This window comes from Brevundimonas viscosa (assembly GCF_900116065.1).
Lineage (GTDB): Bacteria > Pseudomonadota > Alphaproteobacteria > Caulobacterales > Caulobacteraceae > Brevundimonas > Brevundimonas viscosa.
The window spans coordinates 172,878-188,876 of record NZ_FOZV01000003.1; the positions used below are offsets into that span (position 1 = coordinate 172,878).

20 protein-coding genes are annotated in these 15,999 nt (G+C 70.7%); 8 read left to right on the top strand and 12 right to left on the bottom strand.

The annotated features are described in order from the left end of the window. Nucleotides 1–3 precede the first annotated feature (3 nt). From flbD to fliF, 5 genes are read right to left on the bottom strand one after another with little or no spacing between them, the layout of a single operon-like run. Complete coding sequence (gene flbD, locus BM333_RS07255; RefSeq protein ID WP_092309063.1) at nucleotides 4–1,395, bottom strand: sigma-54-dependent transcriptional regulator FlbD; 1,392 nt, start codon at nucleotides 1,393–1,395, stop codon at nucleotides 4–6. A 38-nt stretch (nucleotides 1,396–1,433) separates the two neighbouring features. Further along, nucleotides 1,434–1,766 carry a flagellar motor switch protein FliN gene (fliN, locus tag BM333_RS07260; RefSeq protein ID WP_092309066.1) on the bottom strand — a complete coding sequence of 111 codons (333 nt, stop codon included), beginning with the start codon at nucleotides 1,764–1,766 and terminating at the stop codon, nucleotides 1,434–1,436. After that, nucleotides 1,766–2,407, bottom strand: coding sequence for a FliH/SctL family protein (locus BM333_RS07265; protein WP_092309069.1), 642 nt, complete (start codon nucleotides 2,405–2,407; stop codon nucleotides 1,766–1,768). The genes fliN and BM333_RS07265 overlap by 1 nt, the downstream gene beginning before the upstream one ends. A gap of 1 nt (nucleotide 2,408) precedes the next feature. After that, nucleotides 2,409–3,434, bottom strand: coding sequence for a flagellar motor switch protein FliG (fliG, locus tag BM333_RS07270; RefSeq protein ID WP_092309657.1), 1,026 nt, complete (start codon nucleotides 3,432–3,434; stop codon nucleotides 2,409–2,411). 14 nt (nucleotides 3,435–3,448) lie between these two features. Continuing rightward, the gene (gene fliF / locus BM333_RS07275; protein ID WP_092309072.1) at nucleotides 3,449–5,080 is read right to left on the bottom strand and encodes a flagellar basal-body MS-ring/collar protein FliF; all 1,632 of its coding nucleotides are present in this window, start codon (nucleotides 5,078–5,080) and stop codon (nucleotides 3,449–3,451) included. Between the two features lie 105 nt (nucleotides 5,081–5,185). Between fliF and BM333_RS07280 the strand changes: the two genes are divergently transcribed. Then, nucleotides 5,186–5,560, top strand: a complete 375-nt coding sequence (locus BM333_RS07280; protein WP_218151434.1) for a DMT family protein — start codon at nucleotides 5,186–5,188, stop codon at nucleotides 5,558–5,560. Here BM333_RS07280 and flhB read toward each other — a convergent pair. From flhB to fliQ, 3 genes are read right to left on the bottom strand one after another with little or no spacing between them, the layout of a single operon-like run. Then, nucleotides 5,535–6,611 carry a flagellar biosynthesis protein FlhB gene (gene flhB / locus BM333_RS07285; protein ID WP_092309075.1) on the bottom strand — a complete coding sequence of 359 codons (1,077 nt, stop codon included), beginning with the start codon at nucleotides 6,609–6,611 and terminating at the stop codon, nucleotides 5,535–5,537. The genes BM333_RS07280 and flhB overlap by 26 nt on opposite strands. Beyond that, nucleotides 6,604–7,374 (bottom strand): flagellar biosynthetic protein FliR, encoded by a 771-nt coding sequence (gene fliR, locus BM333_RS07290; RefSeq protein ID WP_092309078.1) that lies wholly within the window; start codon nucleotides 7,372–7,374, stop codon nucleotides 6,604–6,606. The genes flhB and fliR overlap by 8 nt, the downstream gene beginning before the upstream one ends. A 19-nt stretch (nucleotides 7,375–7,393) precedes the next feature. Beyond that, nucleotides 7,394–7,657 (bottom strand): flagellar biosynthesis protein FliQ, encoded by a 264-nt coding sequence (fliQ, locus tag BM333_RS07295; RefSeq protein ID WP_092309081.1) that lies wholly within the window; start codon nucleotides 7,655–7,657, stop codon nucleotides 7,394–7,396. Nucleotides 7,658–7,790: 133 nt separating this feature from the next. On the opposite strand from fliQ, the gene BM333_RS07300 reads away from it, so the two are divergent. From BM333_RS07300 to BM333_RS07310, 3 genes are read left to right on the top strand one after another with little or no spacing between them, the layout of a single operon-like run. Next, nucleotides 7,791–9,086: a M20/M25/M40 family metallo-hydrolase gene (locus BM333_RS07300; RefSeq protein WP_092309084.1), complete on the top strand. Its 1,296-nt coding sequence runs from the start codon at nucleotides 7,791–7,793 to the stop codon at nucleotides 9,084–9,086. Between the two features lie 46 nt (nucleotides 9,087–9,132). Next, the gene (gene folE / locus BM333_RS07305; RefSeq protein WP_092309087.1) at nucleotides 9,133–9,708 is read left to right on the top strand and encodes a GTP cyclohydrolase I FolE; all 576 of its coding nucleotides are present in this window, start codon (nucleotides 9,133–9,135) and stop codon (nucleotides 9,706–9,708) included. Nucleotides 9,709–9,759: 51 nt separating this feature from the next. Beyond that, nucleotides 9,760–10,908, top strand: a complete 1,149-nt coding sequence (locus BM333_RS07310) for an acyltransferase family protein (protein ID WP_092309090.1) — start codon at nucleotides 9,760–9,762, stop codon at nucleotides 10,906–10,908. A 6-nt stretch (nucleotides 10,909–10,914) separates the two neighbouring features. Here BM333_RS07310 and BM333_RS07315 read toward each other — a convergent pair whose 3' ends face one another. Continuing rightward, nucleotides 10,915–12,237, bottom strand: coding sequence for an amidohydrolase family protein (locus tag BM333_RS07315; RefSeq protein ID WP_177221823.1), 1,323 nt, complete (start codon nucleotides 12,235–12,237; stop codon nucleotides 10,915–10,917). A gap of 115 nt (nucleotides 12,238–12,352) precedes the next feature. On the opposite strand from BM333_RS07315, the gene BM333_RS07320 reads away from it, so the two are divergent. Then, nucleotides 12,353–13,207 (top strand): prolyl hydroxylase family protein, encoded by an 855-nt coding sequence (locus BM333_RS07320; protein WP_177221824.1) that lies wholly within the window; start codon nucleotides 12,353–12,355, stop codon nucleotides 13,205–13,207. A gap of 10 nt (nucleotides 13,208–13,217) precedes the next feature. On the opposite strand, the gene fliE is transcribed toward BM333_RS07320, so the two are convergent. The 3 genes from fliE to flgB are packed head-to-tail and all read right to left on the bottom strand — an operon-like array spanning nucleotide 13,218 to nucleotide 14,368. Further along, the gene (gene fliE, locus BM333_RS07325; protein WP_092309099.1) at nucleotides 13,218–13,517 is read right to left on the bottom strand and encodes a flagellar hook-basal body complex protein FliE; all 300 of its coding nucleotides are present in this window, start codon (nucleotides 13,515–13,517) and stop codon (nucleotides 13,218–13,220) included. A 9-nt stretch (nucleotides 13,518–13,526) separates the two neighbouring features. Then, complete coding sequence (gene flgC / locus BM333_RS07330) at nucleotides 13,527–13,946, bottom strand: flagellar basal body rod protein FlgC (RefSeq protein WP_425425122.1); 420 nt, start codon at nucleotides 13,944–13,946, stop codon at nucleotides 13,527–13,529. Nucleotides 13,947–13,963: 17 nt separating this feature from the next. After that, the gene (gene flgB / locus BM333_RS07335; RefSeq protein WP_092309102.1) at nucleotides 13,964–14,368 is read right to left on the bottom strand and encodes a flagellar basal body rod protein FlgB; all 405 of its coding nucleotides are present in this window, start codon (nucleotides 14,366–14,368) and stop codon (nucleotides 13,964–13,966) included. Nucleotides 14,369–14,515: 147 nt separating this feature from the next. On the opposite strand from flgB, the gene BM333_RS07340 reads away from it, so the two are divergent. The 3 genes from BM333_RS07340 (at nucleotide 14,516) to BM333_RS07350 (ending at nucleotide 15,998) form a co-directional block, all read left to right on the top strand. Continuing rightward, on the top strand, nucleotides 14,516–14,785 hold the full coding sequence (locus tag BM333_RS07340; protein ID WP_092309105.1) for a flagellar biosynthetic protein FliO: 270 nt from the start codon (nucleotides 14,516–14,518) through the stop codon (nucleotides 14,783–14,785). Further along, nucleotides 14,782–15,597 carry a flagellar type III secretion system pore protein FliP gene (fliP, locus tag BM333_RS07345; protein ID WP_092309108.1) on the top strand — a complete coding sequence of 272 codons (816 nt, stop codon included), beginning with the start codon at nucleotides 14,782–14,784 and terminating at the stop codon, nucleotides 15,595–15,597. Before BM333_RS07340 ends, fliP begins: the two co-directional genes overlap by 4 nt. Before the next feature lie 122 nt (nucleotides 15,598–15,719). After that, a complete protein-coding gene (locus BM333_RS07350) occupies nucleotides 15,720–15,998 on the top strand; it encodes an HU family DNA-binding protein (protein ID WP_092309111.1) in 279 nt (92 codons plus the stop codon). Nucleotide 15,999: the final 1 nt, after the last annotated feature.

A 15,999-nucleotide genomic window follows, 5' to 3' on the forward strand; every position in this document is an offset into this window, starting at 1 on the left:
TGGTCAGGCCGCGTAGCCGGAGGCGGCGACGCCGCTCTGCGGGGCGGGAATGGTCGTGCCCTCGTCGGCGTATTCGTTGAGCTTGTTGCGCAGGGTGCGGATCGAGATGCCGAGGATGTTGGCGGCGTGGGTACGGTTGCCCAGACAGTGCGACAGGGTGTCGAGGATCAGGGTCTTCTCCATCTGCGCCACCGTCTGGCCGACGAAGGCGCGGGACACGGCGTCGGCGGTCGACGCGGCGCGGGCCGCCGGTCCGGCGTCAAAGGCCGGCGCCGAGCCTCCCCCCGCCAGCGGCTGGCCGTCCGGCAGGCGGATGGCGTCCACGTCGATCTCGGGGCCGGTCGCCAGCAGCACCGCCCGGTGCATGGCGTTCTCCAGCTCGCGGACGTTGCCGTTCCAGCGGTGGGCCTGGAGGGCGCGGCGGGCGTCGGCGGAGATCGGGCGCACCGGCACGCCGTTGGCGGCGGCGTACTTCTTGACGAAGTGCTCGGCCAGAACAGCGACGTCGCCCGGCCGCTCGCGCAGGGCGGGCAGGCGCAGGTTCACGACGTTGAGGCGGTAGAGCAGGTCCTCGCGGAAGGTCCCCTCGGCGACCGACTTGGCGAGGTCGCGGTTGGAGGTGGCGATGATGCGGATGTCGACCGGCACCGGCTTCGTGCCGCCGACGCGGTCGATGACCCGCTCCTGGATGGCGCGCAGCAGCTTGGCCTGCAGGCGGACGTCCATCTCGGAGATTTCGTCCAGCAGGAGGGTGCCGCCGTGGGCCTCCTCGAACTTGCCGATGCGGCGGGCCAGAGCGCCGGTGAAAGCCCCCTTCTCGTGGCCGAACAGTTCGGATTCCAGCAGGTTGTCCGGGATGGCGGCGCAGTTGACGCTGATGAACGGCTTGTCCGCGCGCTTCGAGCCGCTGTGGAGGTAGCGGGCCATCACCTCCTTGCCGACGCCGCTTTCGCCGGTGATCAGGATGGAGGCCTCGGAGCGGGCCACCTGGTCCGCCAGTCCGATGACCGCCCGCATGGCCGGGTCCGCGGAAATCATCGGGCGCTCGTCGTCGGCCACCGCCGACAGGACCGCGGCGATCAGGTCGGCCTCGGGCGGCAGGGGGATGAACTCCTTGGCCCCGGCGCGGATGGCGTCGGCCGCGTCCCGGGCGTCGGCGTCCACGCCGCAGGCGACCACCGGCACGTGGATGCGCTCGGCCTCGTTGGCGGCGATGAGGGCGGCGATGTCGACGCGATAGTCGACCATCAGCAGGTCAGCCCCCTGCCCCCGCCGCAGCTGTTCCGTGGCCTGGTCGCCGCGCTCGACGTGCTGGACCTTGGCGCCGTGCGCCATGGCCATCTTCACCGCCGTCGCCAGCTGTCCGCTGAGCCTGCCAACCACCAGAAGCCGCATGGGTCTTCTCCCTTAAGTCTCTACAGCCGGTCGCCGCTTCAGGCGCCCGAGTCCTCGGTCTTGATGATTTCCGTCATGGTCACGCCGAGGCGGTCCTCGACCACGACGACCTCGCCGCGGGCGACGAGGCGGTTGTTGACGAAGATGTCGATGGCCTCGCCGACCTTGCGGTCCAGCTCCAGCACCGAGCCGCGGTTCAGCTTGAGCAGCTGGGCCACCGACATGTGGGCCTTGCCGAGCACGGCCGAGATGTTCACCGGCACGTCGAAGACCGGCGCCAGGTCGTGGGCGGTCTTCTCGCCCTGCTCCTCGTGCGGGGCCAGGGCGGTGGAGTCCGGAAACTCTTCCAGCGGGATAGTGTCGGACGGCATCAAGGCCTCCCGTCGTTCAGGGTTTCAGCGTGGCCGGCCTCGGAGGCCAGGGCGGAATGCAGGGCGTCGGCCATGCGCGAGAAGGCGGCATCGGCGTCGAACTCGGCGCGGCCGTCGCTCCACTCCAGACGGAAGGAGGCGGCGGGCAGACCCGGCTCGTCCCGGAAGGCGATGAGGCCCGTGAAGCCGGCGTCGGCGCAGAGGGACTCGAGCCGGCCGCGGCCTTCCTCGTCGAGGCCGGCGGTTCGCACCACCAGCCGCGGCGAGGCGTCGATCTCGTGGCCGAGCGCCTCGAGCGCCGCCTGCAGCGGGCCGGCGGGGAAGCGGTCGAGGGCCGCCCCGGCGACGACGCGGGCCGCGGCGAGGGCGAGATCCGCCGATTGTTCCCGGTGGGCCTGGGCGACCTGGGTCAGGGCGGGCGCGGCGTGGGCGAGCGCCTGGGCGATGGCGGAGAGGGCCTGCGCCTGAAGGCTCGCGGCTTCGCCCAGTGCCGCCTCGCGCGCCTCCAGCCGCCCCTGGGCGACAAGCGCTTCGACCTCGGCGGGCGTGTAGGCGCGCTTGGTCGGCTGCCAGGCGGAAGACTGGACGACGACGCCGGCGGCGTCGAACTCGGTGTCGAAGATGAAGGGGCGAGCGGTCATGTCAGTAGATCAGCTCGTCGTCGCCGCCCTGGCCGACCAGCATGATCTCGCCCTTGGCGGCGAGGTCCTTGGCGACCTGCACCATGGCCATCTGGGCCTGGTCGACGTCCTTCAGGCGGACCGGGCCCATGCTCTCCATGTCCTCGCGCATGATCTTGGCGGCGCGTTCGGACATGTTGGAGAAGAACAGCTCGCGAAGGGCTTCGGACGCCCCCTTGAGCGCCAGCGCCAGCTGGTCCTTCTCGACGGCGCGGAGCAGGGTCTGGATGCCGCCGGGATCCAGCTTGGCGAGGTCCTCGAAGACGAACATCAGGGCCCGGATGCGCTCGGCCGCCTCGCGGTTGCGCTCCTCGAGGGCGCCGATGAACCGCGCCTCGGTCTGGCGATCGAAGCTGTTGAAGATGTCGGCCATCAGCTCGTGGCTGTCGCGTTTCGAGGTGCGCGCGAGGTTCGACATGAACTCGGTGCGCAGGGTCTGTTCGATCTTGTCGAGGATGTCGCGCTGCACCGGCTCCATGCGCAGCATGCGCTGGACGCACTCGAGGGCGAAGTCCTCCGGCAGGGCCGTTAGCACCCGGGCGGCGTGGTCGGGCTTGATCTTGGACAGCACCACCGCGACGGTCTGCGGGTATTCGTTCTTCAGGTAGTTGGCGAGCACGGCCTCGTTCACGTTGCCGAGCTTGTCCCACATGGTGCGGCCGGCCGGGCCGCGAATCTCCTCCATGAGGGCGTCGACGCGGTCGGGCGGCATGAAGGCGGCCAGCAGACGCTGGGTCTGCTCATAGCTGCCCATCACCGCGCCCGAGCCGCTCATGCCCGAGACGAATTCGACCAGCAGCTCCTCGACCACCTGGGAGCTGACGGTGCCCAGCGAGGCCATCGCCTGGGAGATTTCCTTGATCTCGTCCTCGTCGAGACCCTGCCACAGCTTGGTGTGATCCTCGCCCAGCGACAGCAGGACGACGGCGGCCTTCTCCGGCCCCGTCAGCTTCCGCACGTCGTCGACGGCGGGCTTCTTGCTGACCATGCGGGCGGCGGCCATCAGCCTTCATGCACCCAGTTGCGAAGGATCGAGGTCGATTCCTCCGGGTGCTTCTCGACGAAGTCGGCCACCTTCTTGACCGACGAGGCCTTCACCTGACCCTCGATGCGGGCGATGTCGAGCCGGTGCTCCATCTCCGACGGGCCGGGCAGCTGGGGCACCGCGCCGCCGGCGCCCCCGACGATGGTGGTCTGCAGCGAGGTCACCGCCGGCCCGCCGGCCAGCTGGAGCGGCGTCGAGCCGCCGCCGGAGGCGGTCTTCAGCAGCGGCCGGAGCACGAAGAAGATCAGCAGTACGCCGGTGACCAGCAGCACCAGCAGCTCGATGCCGCGCATCAGGTCGTTCTTGGTGAAGTCGAACAGCGACGAGCCGGCCTCGGCGCCGCCGGAGGGCAGGGCCTCGCGGCTGAAGCGGACGTTCTGCACCTCGATGCGGTCGCCGCGTTCCTCGTCGATGCCGACGGCGGCGGCGACGAGGGCGCGGATCTGGGCGATCTCCTCCGCGGAGCGCGGGGCGTAGGTCGGCTCGCCCTCGCCGTTGGCCGGCGGGGTCCAGCGACCGTCCACCGCCACCGAGACGGCCAGCTTCTTGATCTCGCCGGCCTCGCGCACGGTGGTCGTGGTGGTGTTGGAGATCTCGTAGTTGGTGGTCTCCGTCGTCTGGGTGTCGCGCGAGCCCAGCGGGGTGGCCTCCGGCGCGGCGCCGCCGGGGATGTTGTTGGCGGCCGTGACGCCGCCGTCGAGCGCGCCGGTGGTGTCCTGGCTCTCCGAGCCGTTGGTCGACATCGAGCGGACCACCTGGCCGTCCGGATCGAAGCGCTGCTCCTGGGTGGTCGAGCGGCTGTGGTCGATCTCGGCGGTGACCTGGACGCGGGCGGCGCCGACGCCGACGACGCCCTCGACGATGTCCTTGATGCGGGACTGCAGCTGGGCCTCGGTCTGGCCCCGGGCCTCCTCGGCCGAGGCGGCCGAGAAGCCGGCGTCGTCGGAACCGGCCGCCAGGGTGCGGTTGGAGGTGTCGGTGAGCGTGACCTTCTCGGGCTTCAGGTTCGGCACCGAGGAGGCGACGACGTTGCGGATGGCCTGGACCTGGGTTCCGGTCAGCTGGCCGCCGGTGACGCCGACCACCACCGAGGCCGTCGGCGCGGCGGCCTGGGCCTGGAACAGCTGTCGCTCGGGCAGGGCGATCATCACCCGCGCCGAGGAGATGCCGCGCATGGACTGGATGGTGCGGGCCAGTTCGCCCTCGAGCGCCCGCTTGGCGTTGAGGTTCTGCTGGAACTCGGTCTGGCCCAGCACCGACTGGTTGTCGAAGATCTCGTAGCCGACGCCGCCGGAGGTCACGAGGCCCTTGCCGGCGACCAGCATGCGGGCCTCGCCGACCTCGTCGCGGCTGACGAAGATGGTCGAGCCGTCGCCCTTCGAACTGTACTTGATGCCGGCGGAATCGAGGGCGGCGGCGACCTCGGAGGCCTCGCGCAGATCGAGGTTGGAGTACAGCAGGGCGTCGGGGGCCTGGCCGATGCGCAGCATGACGGCGACCAGCACCGCCGCGACGCCGGCGGCGACGCCCAGCACCACGGTCAGCCGACCGATCCCGAATCTCTGCAACGCCGCCGTGAAGCCGCCCACGCGTCCCCGCCCCGATACACGCGGGTACTGAAAGAAGGCCCGCTAGGCAGAAACTGCCGCCCGTGTGGTAAACGCCGCGTTAAGCCTGTTCGCCCGGAGTCGAGCGTGAACCCCTATCTGACGCCGGTGGCCCTGCTGGTCGCCTCGAATGTGTTCATGACCTTCGCGTGGTACGGCCACCTGAAGTTCGGCGCCAAGCCGCTGTGGATCGTGGTGCTGGTCAGCTGGGGCATCGCCCTGTTCGAGTATTGCCTTGCGGTGCCGGCCAATCGTTGGGGCCATCAGGTCTATTCGGCCGCCGAACTGAAGACGATGCAGGAGGTCATCACCCTGCTGGTCTTCGCCGTCTTTTCGGTCACCGTTCTGCGCGAGAAGCTGACCCTGAACCACGCCGTCGGTTTCGCCCTGATCATGGCCGGGGCGTGGTTCGTGTTCCGGGGACCGTTCGGTTCGATCAGCGCCGGCGGCGCTCCTGCATGACGAAGCCGATGACCTTCGCCGCGGCCTCGAAATGCTCGCGCGGGATGGTCTCGTCGACGTCGACGGCGGCGTAGAGGGCGCGGGCCAGCGGGACGTTCTCGACGATCGGCACGGCATGTTCGCGGGCGACCTCGCGGATGCGCAGGGCCAGGGCGTCGACGCCCTTGGCGACGCAGACCGGAGCGCCGTCGCCCTGGTCCGGCTCGTAGCGCAGGGCCACGGAGTAGTGGGTCGGGTTGGTTACGATGACCGTGGCCTTGGGCACGTTCTGCATCATCCGCTGGCGGCTGCGCTGGGCGCGGATCTGCTTCAGCCGGGCCTTGACGTGCGGGTCGCCCTCGGACTGCTTGTAGTCCTCCTTGAGCTCTTCCTTGGTCATCTTCATGCGCTGGGCGAAGCGGTAGCGCTGCCACAGGTAGTCGGCGCCGGCGGTGAAGCCGAGGAAGACGATCGCCGTTCCCATCAGGGCCACCGCGAGGTCGCGGGCGAGCGGCAGGATGGCGGCCGGATGCATCGCGGCCAGGTTCTCGAGCTCGCGGGCGTGGGGCTTCAGCACCAGCCAGCAGATCAGCCCGACCGCCGCCAGCTTGAGGAAGGTCTTCACGAACTGGACGAGGCCGTCCGGCCCGAAGATTCGCTTGAAGCCGGCCAGGGGGTTCACCCGTGACCAGTCCGGCTTGAGCTTGGAGCCGGTGAACAGCAGGCCCGACTGGGCCAGGTTGCCGCCGGCGCCGCCGAGGATGGTGGCCAGCATCAGGGCGCCGAGGAAGGGCGCGACGGCCCACAGCGCCCGCGTCCCGATCTCGACCCCCGCCCCGGCGTCGAGACCGCCCGTCAGGGTGTGGGGGGCGGCGATGAACGGCAGCAGCTGCTCGGCGATCGAGGTGGCGAAGACCCCGCCGGCGGTCAGGATCACCGCCGCGGCGCCGAGCAGGCTGAGGGCGGAGGCGACGTCCGGCGACTTGGCGACGTCGCCCTTCTTGCGCGCCTCCGCGAGTTTTCGCGGGGTCGCCTCTTCTGTCTTCGAGTCGGGATCGGGCTTGTCAGCCACCGGCCCCTCCGACGAAGACGTTGGCCACGGCGCGGTAGCGGTCGATGAACACCGTCCCGACCACCCCGAGGCTGAGGGCGAACACCGACAGGCCGAGGATGATGCTCAGCGGCGCGGCGGCGAAGAAGACCTGGAACTGCGGCATGACCCGCGCCACCAGGCCCGAGGCGAGGTTGAAGATCAGGCCGAAGACCAGCACCGGCGCCGCCAGCTGGATGCCCAGCAGGAAGGCGTCGTTCACGGTCCCGACCGCGAGGGAGACGAAGTCGCCGGCGATCAGCGGCCGGGCGGGGGCGATCAGATCGTAGGATCCCACCAGCCCGGCGAGGAACAGATGATGGGTGTTGGTGGCGAAGATCAGCGTCGTGCCGAGCAGCATCAGGAAGGCCGAGATGGTCGTGCCGGGCTGGGCCTGCAGGGGGTTGGCGGTCTGGGCGAAGCTCAGCGCCGTCTGTAGCGACACCGTCTCGCCGGCGGTCGAAAGCGCGGTCATGAAGGCGCGCAGGATGGCGCCGATGGCGAGGCCGACGAGCACCTCCCGGATGATCCAGCCGGCCATGCCGCCCAGGGTCGACGGCAGGGCCGGCAGCGCGCCGGCGACGACCGGCCACAGGACGAGGCTGATCAGCAGCGCCAGCGACAGACGGATGCGCGGCGGCACGTAGCTCTCGCCGACCCCGGGCAGCATCAGCATCACGGCCCCGATGCGGCCGAAGATCAGCGCCCCTTGCCAGACCTGATCGGCTGTCGCCCAAGGTTCCAACTAGCGGCGCTCCACCGGCTCACATGCCGGCGATGCGGGCGGCGATGTTCTGCATGAATCCGCCCAGCAGGGCGCCCATCAGCGGCAGGAACAGGAGCAGGGAGATGAAGATGGCGATGATCTTCGGCGCGAAGATCAGGGTCTGTTCCTGGATCTGGGTCAGGGCCTGGAACAGGCCGATGGCGACGCCGACCACCAGCCCGACGACCAGCACGGGCAGGCACAGCTGGATGGTCAGCCACAGGGCGTCGCGCCCCACGTCCAGAACTTCCGCGCCGTTCATCGAAACTCACACTCCCGGGATACCGGGCAGAAAATGCCGGGAGCGTGGTTAACGGGGTGTTAGCGACGCCGGGCCGGTTTACTCCCGGGTGAAGATGGAGAAGGCTCACGGCCTCGCCGGACGGAGTCCTCCCATGCGCCTGATCCTCGCCGCCGCCCTGTCGCTGGCCCTCGCCTCGCCGGTGCTGGCGCAGGCGTCCGACGCCGAGCGGTCCATGACGGCGACGGTCGAGGCCGAGCACGGCCGGCACATCGAACTGCTGGAGCGGCTGGTCAACCAGAACAGCGGCACCCTGAACGCGGACGGCGTACGGGCCGTCGGGGAGATGGTGCGGCAGGAACTGGAGCCGCTGGGCTTCGAGGTGCGCTGGATCGACATGAGCCAGACGGGGCGCGCGGGGCACCTGGTCGCCACCCACGCCGGACCCGGACGCAACGTGCTGCTGATCGGCCACCTCGACACGGTGTTCGAGACCGACAGCCCGTTCCAGCGGTTCGTGCGCGAGGGGGCCCGCGCGACGGGGCCGGGCATCGGGGACGACAAGGGCGGCGTGGTGGTGATCGTCGCCGCGCTCCGGGCGATGCAGGCGGCGGGAACCCTTGCGGACACCAACGTCACCGTCGTCCTGACCGGCGACGAGGAGCGGCCGGGCGCGCCGCTGGAGACAGCCCGGCGCGACCTCATCGAGGCCGGCCGCGCCGCCGACTTCGCGCTGGAGTTCGAGAATCTGGCCGTCGAGGACGGGCAGGACTTCGGCACGGTGGCGCGACGCAGCTCCTCGACCTGGACGCTGACGACCTCCGGCCGCACCGGCCACTCCAGCGGCGTGTTCAACGAGGCGCTGGGCTACGGCGCGATCTACGAAATGGCGCGCATCCTCGATGCCTTCCGCCGCGAACTGCCCGAGCCGAACCTGACCTACAACGTGGGGGTGATCGCCGGCGGCACTCCGGCCGGGATCGACGAGGCCGGTTTCCGGGTCACAGCCTCGGGCAAGACCAATATCGTACCCGAGACGGCGATCGCCCGGGGCGACCTGAGGACCCTGACGCCCGAGCAGGACGCCCGGGTCCGGGCGCGGATGGCGGCCATCGTCGCAGAGCACCTGCCCCGGACGGAGGCGCAGCTGCAGTTCTCGCCGGTCGCCTATCCGCCCATGGCCCCGAGCGAGGGCGCCCGCGAGCTGCTGGCCCGGCTGAACGCCGTGAACCGCGATCTCGGCCTGCCGGAAATGGCGGAGTACGATCCGGCGCGACGCGGAGCGGCGGACAGCGGCTTCGTGGCGGCGGACGTGCCCACCCTCGCTGGCCTCGGCGTCGCAGGCGGCGGGGCCCACGCCGAGGGGGAATGGGTCGACCTGAACAGCCTCGTGCGACAATCGCAACGCGCGGCTGTGCTGATCAGCCGGCTCAGCCTCGGCGGGGACTGAGCCCCCGGGACTGGAACTTCCGCGCCGGACACGGTCTAAGGCGGACATGACCGATGCTCCCGTCTCCCAGGCCGAGGCCGAGGCCGCCGTCCGCACCCTGATCCGCTGGGCCGGGGACGATCCGGACCGCGAGGGCGTGCTCGACACGCCCGGCCGGGTGGCGCGCAGCTACCGCGAGCTGTTCGCCGGCTATGCCTCCGACCCGCGCGAATACCTCGAGCGGACCTTCGAGGAGGTCGGCGGCTACGACGAGCTGGTGGTGCTGAAGGACATCCGCTTCGTCAGCTTCTGCGAACACCACATGCTGCCGGTGGTCGGCCGCGCCCACGTCGGCTACCTGCCGACCGACCGGGTGGTGGGCATCTCCAAGCTGGCGCGGGTGGTGCACGGCTTCGCCCGGCGCCTGCAGATCCAGGAGAAGATGACCTCCGAGATCGCCACCGCCATCCACGAGGTGCTGCGTCCGCAGGGCGTCGGCGTGGTCATCGAGGCGGAGCACAGCTGCATGACCCTGCGCGGGGTCAACACGGCCGGGGCCAGCCTCTCGACCAGCTGCCTGATGGGGGTGATCCGCGACGATCCGCGCACCCGCGAGGAGTTCCTGCGGCTGGTGCGGGGGTAGGGCTCGCGCGGCCCGATCCTTGCGGAATTCGCCTCCGAGGAGGCTTTTCCGATGGCCTGGACCGCGATTTCGACCCGGAATGAGACACCGCCCATCGTGCGCGGCGGCTGGCTGGATGCGCTGCGTTTCATCGTGGCCGGACTGATCATCCTGCACCACTTCCAGGGCGCGGGACCGCTGGCGCTGGCCGAACACCTCCATCCGGTGTTCGAGCGCGGCGGCTTCCTGCTGACCAACTTCTTCCTGATCGACAGCGGCTATGTGCTGATGCGGGTTTACGGCGCCCCGGTCGCCGCGGGCCGGATGTCGGCGGGCGACTTCTTCCTCAAACGCTACCTGCGCGTCGTGCCGGCGCACCTGATGATGGGGCTGGCGCTGGTGGTGCTGGTGGTCGGTGGCGGAGCGCTGGGCTTCGCGCCCCGCGCCCCCGAGTGGTTCCGCTGGGACCAGCTGGCGGCCCAGCTGACCCTGACGCAGGCCTATGGCGTCCCCGGCGGCTACGGCTGGAACGCGCCGAGCTGGTCGATCTCGGCCCTGATCGGCTGCTACCTCGCCTTCCCGTGGCTGCTGCGCGGACTGATGCGGCTCGGCCCGTGGAGCACGCTGGGCCTGGGCGTCGGCCTGTACCTGCTGGCCAACCAGCTGACCTGGGCCCTGCTCGGCTATCCGGTCTACCAGATGCCGCTGGGCTTCGGCTTCTTCCGCGCCCTGCCGCTGTTCTTCCTCGGCATGGCGCTCGCCTGGTTCGCCCAGAAGGTCTGGATCGCCCCGAGGCTGGCCGGCTGGGCCGGGATCGGCGCGGCCCTTCTGCTGGCCTTCGTGCAGTTCTTCGACAAGCACGCGCTGGTCTCGCTGGCCTGCATCTCGGTCATCATCCTCGCGGCCGGCGCCGTACCGACGCCACGCCCCTCGAAATGGGTGGAGAAGGCGGCGCAGGTCAGCTTCTCGATGTTCATCACCAACGAGGTGGTGCGCATCGCCTGGTTCGGCGTCGCCAATGTGCTCATCGCCCGGTTCGCCCTGCCGGTGGCGGCGCAGTGGGCGATCTGGGCGGCCGGCGTGGCCGCCGCCTTCCTCTTCGCCTGGCTGTTCCACGTCGCCGTCGACCAGCCGATCCAGGGTCGCATCCGCACTTGGATGAAGGGCCGCCGCGCGCGCACGGCGCCGGCCCTTCAGCCGGTGGTGTCGCTGGAAGGCTGAGGCCGCTCAGCCGCCGCAGGCCGCCGGGGAGCCGGCCTCGACCCGCCCGGCCTTGATGACCAGACGCGGCGCGCGCAGGGGCGCCAGCGCCTGCGTCGGATCGCCCTCGACGGCGACCAGATCCGCCCAGGCCTGGGGCCGGAGAACGCCGAGGCCGTCGTCGCCGAGCATGCGGCCGGCCTCCCAGGTGGCGCTCTGCAGCACCTCGGCAGGCGTCATACCCGACTCGACATAGGCGTCGAGGACCCCGAGGGCGTTGGCGCCGCGGCTCCGATCGGAGGGGCCGTAGGCGTCGGAACCGGCGGCGATCCGGACGCCCAGCCGGCGGGCGCGGCGGATACGGTCGCGGCTCTCCTCGAGGTGACGCTCGACCTCCTCGCGCGGCGGCTGTCGCGGCCAGCCGGCCGTGATCTCCAGCGCCCGCTCAAGCGAGACGTCGGTGGGCACCAGCCAGACGCCCTTCTCCGCCATCAGGCGCAGGGCGTCGTCGGAAATCTGGTAGGCGTGCTCGATCGAGGTCACGCCGGCCTCGACCGCCTCGCGCACCGCCTCGTCGCCGGTGGCGTGGGCGGCGACGGGAATGCGGTGACGCTTCGCCTCGGCGACGATGGCGGCCATCTCCTCCGGCGACAGGCGGGTGCGCTGGGGCGTGGCCTCGGCATAGATCTTGATCACCTCGGCGCCGCGGGCGATGGCCTCGCGCACCGCCGCGCGGGCGTCGTCGACGCCGTTGACGATGCGGTACTCGGCGTCGACCAGATGGTGCGGGTCGTGCGGCTGGGGCATCAGCTGGCCTCCGGCCGGCGCGAGACCGGGGCCGGATCCGTAGATCCGCGGACCGGGCACCGAGTCGGCGCGGATGCCCTGCTCCAGCATGAGATCGAGGAAACGACCCGAGTTGCCGAGATCGCGCACGCTGGTGAAGCCGGCCTCCAGATACTCGCGGGAGCGGCGCGCCCCGGCGAGGCTGCGCACCACGTCGCCCTGGATCGCCTGGTCGCGGGCGGCGACGATGGAGAGGTTCTCGGAGAAGCCCTCCTCAAGCAGCAGGTGGGTGTGGCCGTCGATCAGGCCGGGAATGACGGAACAGCGCGACAGGTCGACGACGGTCGCGCCTTCGGGCGCGGCCAGCCCCTGCCCCACCTCGGCGATGCGGCGGCCGCGGATCAGGATGTCGCGCGGGCCGACCATGCGGCCGGACTCGGAGTCGAACAGGTTGCCGGCGCGCACGAGGGTGACCGACTGCGGCGCCGGCTGGGCCGCAGCGGCGGCGGGAACGGCGGCGGCGAGCAGGGCGGCCGCGCAGGCGGCGAAGGAGAGACGGGTCATGGAGGCTCCGGTGTTGCGGCAGGAAGAGGCTGCGCCGGACCGCGGCGGATGCGCGTCGCGGGATGAAATCGCGGTAAGCTTGGCGAGGGCGACCGGGCGGACGTAGAACCGGGCGGTGACCAGCCCTTCCCCAATTCCCGACCCCGTCACCCTGCGCCGCTCGGCCGAGGCCGGCGACGGGCAGGCCGCGCACCGGCTGGCGGTGCTGACCGCCATGGGGCTGGGCGCGCCGCAGGACTGGAACGCGGCGCTCGGGCTGCTGGAGCAGGCGGCGGAGCTGGGCTTCGCGCCGGCCGTCGAACAGCTTGACGTGCTGCGAGGCCGGGACGGGCGGATCGACATCGCAACGTGGCTGAGCAGCCCGCCGCCGCGTCCGCTGGCGACCGGGGGGGCCGCGATCCTGGCCATCGAGGGCTTCTTGCCCGGAGCGGTCTGCGAGTACGTCTGGCGCCGGGCGGAGCGTCTGGTCGCGCCCGCGCTGGTCTACGACCCGCGCACCGGCGAGGGCCGCCGCGAGGCGGTTCGCAGCAATGACGCGGCCCGGTTCGAACTGCCGGAGATGGACGTGGTGCTGGCGGTGGTGCGTGAGCGGATCGCCCGGACGGCCGGGCTTCCCGTCGCGGGGCTCGAATGGAGCCAGGTGCTGCGCTACGCCGTCGGCCAGAGCTTCGACTGGCACGTCGACTGGCTGGACCCGGCCAATCCGGCCTACGCCGAGGACCTGAGGCGGCGCGGCCAGCGCATCGCCACCTGTCTGGTCTACCTCAACGACGACTATGAGGGCGGCGAGACGGCGTTCGAGGCCGACGGCCTGCGCTGGCGCGGCCGCAAGGGCGACGCCCTGTTGTGGGCCAACACCCTGCCGGACGGGTCGGTCGACGGTCGCACGCGCCACGCGGGCCTGCCGCCGAGGCGGGGCGAGAAGCGGGTGCTGTCGCAGTGGCTCAGGGGACGGGCGCCGCGGCCCTGACGGCGCGCCGTCAGATCGGCATGCGCATGATCTCCTGGTAGGCCTGGATCACTTGGTCGCGGACGGCCATGACCGTCTCCAGCGAGGCTTCGGCCGAGGAGACGGCGGTGACGACGTCGATCAGGCTGCCCTGCCCCTGCACGGCCGACGCCATCTGCGTCTCGGCCGCGCGCGAGGCCTGGGTCATGTCGCCCATGACGTTGGTCAGGAGATCCGCGAAGCCGGACTGGGCCGCGGGCGCGGTGGGGGCGGTCGGCAGGGCCCCGCCCTGGACCGCCGCATAGGCCTTGGCCGCCAGCAAGGGGTTCATGGCTCAGCCCTACTTCTTGAGCAGATCGAGGGTGCGGGTCTCCATCGACCGCGCCGTCTCGATGACGTTGAGGTTGGCCTCGTAGGCGCGCTGGGCCTCGCGCATGTCCATGGCCTCGACGAGGGTGTCGACGTTTGGACGCAGCACATAGCCCTCGGCGTTGGCGGCCGGGTGGGACGGGTCGTACTCGGAGCGGAAGTCGCCCTGGTCGGGGCGAACCTCGGCGAGCGTGACGCCGGTGACGCCGTCGATCTCGCGCGCCTGGAAGACCGGGATCTGGCGGCGGTAGGGCTCGCCGCCGGCGACCTGCGCCGTCGACTGCGCGTTCGCGATGTTCTCGGCGATGATGCGCATGCGCGACTGCTGCGCCTTGAGGGCGCTGGCGGCCACGGCCATGGCGTTGTTCCGGGGCGGGACGGGATCGGGCATCGGCTACTCCCCTGCGCTCAGCGGCCCGGCGGGCGGGCGGCCATGCGCAGCATCTGCATGGACTTCTGGTAGAAACCGATGGCCGCGTCATAGGCCATGCGGCTCTCGGCCATCTTCAGCATCTGCTCCTCGACCACCACGGCGTTGCCGTCGAGGGTGGTCTCGGAGTCCGGCGCGGCGACGGCGTCGAAGCGGGCGGGCTGCCCCGGCGGCGCGATGTGCATGGCGCTGGTCCGGGCCATCCGGACCCCGCCTCCCTCGCGCAGGGCCGCGGCGAAGTCGGTCGGCATCTGCAGATCGCGACCCACGTAGCCGGGGGTGTCGGAGTTGGCGACGTTCTGGGCGATGACCCGCTGGCGCTCGTCAAGCCACGTCAGGCGGCCCTTGATCTGGCTGATCAGCGGCAGGTCGGCGAAGCCCAAGGCGTCTACTCCGGGCGCGGATCGCCCACGGTTCGATGGGCAGAAACTGCCGCCTCCATGGTTAATGGAGGGTTATCTCAACGCGGCGTTAACCATAGTCGCGGGAGTCTGGGGCGGCCGGCACGAGCGCCGGCGGGGCCGCGCCGCATGAATTTCCTCGACCTGCTCAGGGCCCTGTTCGCCCTCGCCTTCACCCTCGGCATCATCGGGCTGGCAGCCTGGGCGGCGCGGCGGTACGCGCCGCAGCTGCTGGCGAAGCTGAGCGCCGAACGGGGCGAGCGGCGCATGCAGGTGGTCGAGACCCTGGTGCTGGATCCGGCCCGCCGGCTGGTGCTGGTGCGGGTCGATTCCGAGGAACGGTTGCTGCTGCTGGGCGAGGGCCGCGAGCTGATCGAGCCGCGCGGGGACGGTCAGTGAAGGCCGCCGCCCTGTTCGTGATCCCCACCCGCGCCGAGCTGAAGCGGGCGGCGCTGCTGTCGCTGCTGGCCACCGCCTTCTGCCTGGTCTGGCCGCTGGCGGCGCTGGCGCAGGAGGCGGCGCAGTCGGGCGCGGCGATCAACATCGACCTCGGCACCGGCGCCGGGCTGACCCAGCGGGTGGTGCAGCTGGTCGGGCTGATGACGGTGCTGTCGCTGGCGCCCTCGATCGTGATCATGACCACCAGCTTCGTGCGCATCGTGGTGGTGCTGTCGCTGCTGCGCACCGCCCTGGGCATGCAGCAGTCGCCGCCCAACGCCGTGCTGGTGTCGCTGGCCCTGTTCCTGAGCGCCATCGTCATGGCCCCGACCTGGCAGGACGCCTATGATTCGGGCATCCGGCCGCTGATGGACCAGCAGATGGAGCTGCCGCAGGCCTTCGACGCGGCCTCCGAACCGGTGAAGACCTTCATGCTCGGCCAAGTGGACCAGGACGACCTCGCCCTGTTCACCCGACTGTCGCAGATCGAGGCCCCGCAGAGCGCCGCCGACCTGCCCCTTCGGGTGGTCACGCCGGCCTTCATGATCAGCGAGCTGAAGCGCGCGTTCGAAATCGGTTTTCTCCTTTTCGTTCCGTTCCTTGTCATCGATCTGGTGGTCGCCAGCGTGCTCATGTCGATGGGCATGATGATGCTGCCTCCGGTGGTGGTTTCGCTGCCGTTCAAGCTGATCTTCTTCGTGCTCGTGGACGGCTGGCGACTGGTCGCCGGGAGCCTCGTGGAGAGCTTCCAGAGAGCCTCCGGAACAGGGTAAATCCCCAGTCTGCAAGGCTTTCCGAGGCAAAGCCGCTTGCCATGCGGCGAAAAAGCGGCGTTGATCCCCCGGTCATCGCCCCCGGAATCGGGGGGCGAACTTCAATCGGGAAACGACCCACAATGACCACTCAAGCCGAACTCATCGCCGCCGTCGCCAAGGACGCGGGCGTCAGCCAAGCCGACGCCGGCCGCGTCCTCGACGCCGTCGTCAAGAACATCCACAAGTCGCTGACCTCGGGCCAGGACGTCCGCATCTCGAACCTCGGCGTGTTCGACACCGCCGAGCGCGCCGCCCGCGAAGGCCGCAACCCGGCCACCGGCCAGACCATCAAGATCGCCGCCTCCAAGGCCGTGCGCTTCCGCGTCTCGAAGCCGCTCAAGGATGCGGTGAACAAGTAAG